1 protein-coding gene is annotated in these 442 nt (G+C 68.3%); it reads left to right on the top strand.

The features are described from left to right. Window positions 1-50: 50 nt before the first annotated feature. A partial coding sequence (locus QZH66_RS18445; protein ID WP_305807237.1) for an LAGLIDADG family homing endonuclease occupies window positions 51-442 on the top strand: 392 nt, incomplete at its 3' end.

The raw sequence follows: 442 nt of genomic DNA, 5'->3' as shown, positions 1-442 counted from the left end.
GCGGGCTGTTCGATGCCGATGGATCGGTGCAGGGCACGCAGGACAAGGGTGTGAGCGTGCGACTCGCGCAAAGCGATGCGGGCCTGCTGCAGACCGTGCAGCGCATGCTGCTGCGCATGGGCATCGTGTCCACGCTGTACACCGAGCGCCGCCCCGCGCAGGAGCGCTCGCTGCCCGATGGGCAGGGCGGCATGAAGAACTACACAACGCAGGCCCAGCACGAACTGGTGCTCAGCGGCGACAACCTGCGGGCCTATGCCGAGCGCATCGGTTTTGCCGACACCGACAAGGCCGAGCGGCTGGCCCAGGCGCTGGCCGGCTACCAGCGCGGCCTGAACCGCGAGCGCTTTACCGCCACGATCGAGGCGCTCGACGACGCGGGCAGCGAGGACGTGTACGACGTGACCGTGGCCGATTGCCATGCCTTCGATGCCAATGGCCT

The sequence above is a fragment of the Stenotrophomonas sp. YIM B06876 genome (assembly GCF_030711595.1).
Lineage (GTDB): Bacteria > Pseudomonadota > Gammaproteobacteria > Xanthomonadales > Xanthomonadaceae > Stenotrophomonas.
Note: the sequence above shows the minus strand (reverse complement) of the source record. Positions and strands in the feature narration are given on the sequence as shown.